The sequence below is a fragment of the Herbaspirillum sp. UBA812 genome (assembly GCF_002296545.1).
GTDB lineage: Bacteria > Pseudomonadota > Gammaproteobacteria > Burkholderiales > Burkholderiaceae_D > Herbaspirillum > Herbaspirillum huttiense.
The window spans coordinates 1-2,276 of record NZ_DBIC01000187.1; the positions used below are offsets into that span (position 1 = coordinate 1).

General features: G+C 59.5%; 3 protein-coding genes. 2 read left to right on the plus strand and 1 reads right to left on the minus strand.

Going from position 1 to position 2,276, the window contains the following annotated elements; all coding sequences use genetic code 11:
* A partial coding sequence (locus B3873_RS12505) for a GntR family transcriptional regulator (protein WP_286866422.1) occupies positions 1-325 on the minus strand: 325 nt, incomplete at its 3' end.
* Between the two features lie 262 nt (positions 326-587).
* On the opposite strand from B3873_RS12505, the gene B3873_RS12510 reads away from it, so the two are divergent.
* On the plus strand, positions 588-1,325 hold the full coding sequence (locus B3873_RS12510; protein ID WP_034332582.1) for an IclR family transcriptional regulator: 738 nt from the start codon (positions 588-590) through the stop codon (positions 1,323-1,325).
* Between the two features lie 138 nt (positions 1,326-1,463).
* Positions 1,464-2,216, plus strand: a complete 753-nt coding sequence (locus B3873_RS12515; protein ID WP_084320297.1) for a glutamine ABC transporter substrate-binding protein — start codon at positions 1,464-1,466, stop codon at positions 2,214-2,216.
* Positions 2,217-2,276: the final 60 nt, after the last annotated feature.

Sequence of the window (2,276 nt, forward strand, 5' to 3'; positions counted from 1 at the left end):
TGCGCTGCGCCGCCAGGCGGCAAGCCATGCCTTCCAGCGATTCACGGATCTGGAACAGTTCCACCAGGCCCTCGAGGGTCAGTGACACCACGCGAGCACCCACGTGGGGCACGCGCACCAGCAGGTTCTGGCCTTCCAGACGGTGGATGGCTTCGCGCAGCGGGCCTCGGCTGATGCCGTAGGTGCGGGCCAGTTCCGGTTCGGAAATCTTGCTGCCGGGCGCGATCTCGCCCTGCACGATGGCGCTCTGGATTTTGCGAAAAACGTGTTCGGAGAGGGTTTCTCCGTCACGTTCGGCACCAGGCAGTGCAATCAGCTCGCTCATGGGTTTTTCGCCGTGTCGACAATATTTTCAAAATGATGCCTTTAATCATAACACTTTGCCCTAAAAAGGGAAGAAGTGTCGACACTGAAACAATTTCGGCACTACCCAGTAAAAAAATAGCATGAGGCAATTTTCGTTACAGGTGAGAAAATTCAGCCGCCCGCTGGGAATATATGAAAAAGTAGCTCAAAATTTTTCTATTTATTTCCTCATATACGGGAATCGTTCGCCCAAAGTGAGAATTTAACCTTATATTGCCGCCATGGACTCACCACAAACCTCTACCATAGTTGACCGCGTTCTCCACGTACTCGCCGGCGTGGCCCGTGCCGGCAAGCCCGTCAGTGCCAAGCAGATTGCTGCGATGGTGCAACAACCGGTCAGTACCGTTTATCGCCACCTGGCATCCCTCAAGAAATGGGGACTGTTGCAGGAGCACATGAATTCCGGCACCTTCGAGCCGGGGCCGACCGGGGTACAGCTGGCGTGGGGGTTCGACCAGAACTCCAACCTCATCAGCCAGAGCCGCGAGGAAATCATTTCGCTGGTCCAGCGCAGCGGGGAAAGCGTGGGCCTGCTGGTGCCGATCAACGGCCAGATGGTCTGCATAGCCATGGAAGAAAGCGACCAGCCACTGCGCTGTTCCTTCACCAAGGGCCGGGCACATCCCTTGCTTAAGGGAGCATCGGCCAAGAGCCTGCTGGCCTTCATGCCACGCAAGCTGCAACAGAAACTGGTGGCCGACCAACTGGGCGACAAGCCCGAGGAAGCCGCCGCGCTGGAAGCACAGCTCGATGAGATCCGCCGTCGCGGCTATTCCATCAGCGAGAGCGAAGTGGACCTGGGCGTGTGGGGCGTCTCGGTACCCATCATGACTTCCAATGGCCGCCTGGAAGGCACCATCACCCTGATGGCTCCGGCCCTGCGCGTGGGTAACCGCGAACAGGAGCTGGTCCGCATGACGGTGGAGTCCGCCCAGCGCATATGTAATCGTTTTTAAGCCAGTCAGGCTGCGCCGTCCGGAGAGACGGTGCTGGCTGGACGCGGGAGGGCCCCATCCGGGCCCAGGGATGAATAATCCATCACGCCGGTACCCCGGCGTCCAGTCCATGTCGTCGTTTCTACCGAGGAACTCATGATGAAGCTTTCCCGCCTGCTGTGCGCCGTCTCGGCCAGCCTGTTTCTGCTGGTGGCGGCCGCGCCTGCCGCCCGTGCCGCCGACAACGTGATCCGTGTCGGTACCGATGCCACCTTCCCGCCGATGGAATTCGTCAAGGATGGCAAACGTACCGGTTTCGATATCGAATTGATGGAAGCCCTGGCCAAAACCATGGGCAAGAAGATCCAGTGGATCGACATCGATTTCAAGGGCCTGATTCCCGGCCTCATTTCCAACCGCTTCGACATCGCTGCCTCGGCCATCTACATGACCGACGAGCGCCGCAAGGTGGTTACCTTCAGCGATCCCTACTATCGGGGTGGGCTGGCCGTGCTGGTGCGGCGTGACGACAACAGCATCAAGGTGCCGGAAGACCTGAACAAGGGAAAGCGCGTCTCGGTCCAGGTCGGCACCAAATCGGTGAGCTATCTGCGTGACAACTTCCCCGGCGTGGAACGCGTGGAAGTGGAAAAGAACCAGGCCATGTTCGACCTGCTGGCCACCGGCCGCGTCAATGCGGTGGTGACCGGCCGTCCGGCCGCCGTCGAATATGCCCGCACCCAGCCGCTGGTACGTGTGCTGGACAAGGGATTGACCACCGAACTGTATGGTTTTGCCCTGCGCAAGAACGATACCGCGCTGGTCGAGCATCTCAACAAGGCCCTGCAGACCTTGCGCATGAACGGCACCTACGATGCGCTGACCGACAAGTGGTTTGCCAGGAAGGACTGAGATCCTGCGCACCTGGCCTGGCGTTGTCGCCGGGCTCCTCCATTCCTCTCTGCATGGCCG

Coding starts and splice junctions, on each gene's coding strand:
- B3873_RS12510 (WP_034332582.1), top strand. CDS start 588: ATGGACTCACCACAAACCTCTACCATAGTTGACCGCGTTCTCCACGTA.
- B3873_RS12515 (WP_084320297.1), top strand. CDS start 1,464: ATGAAGCTTTCCCGCCTGCTGTGCGCCGTCTCGGCCAGCCTGTTTCTG.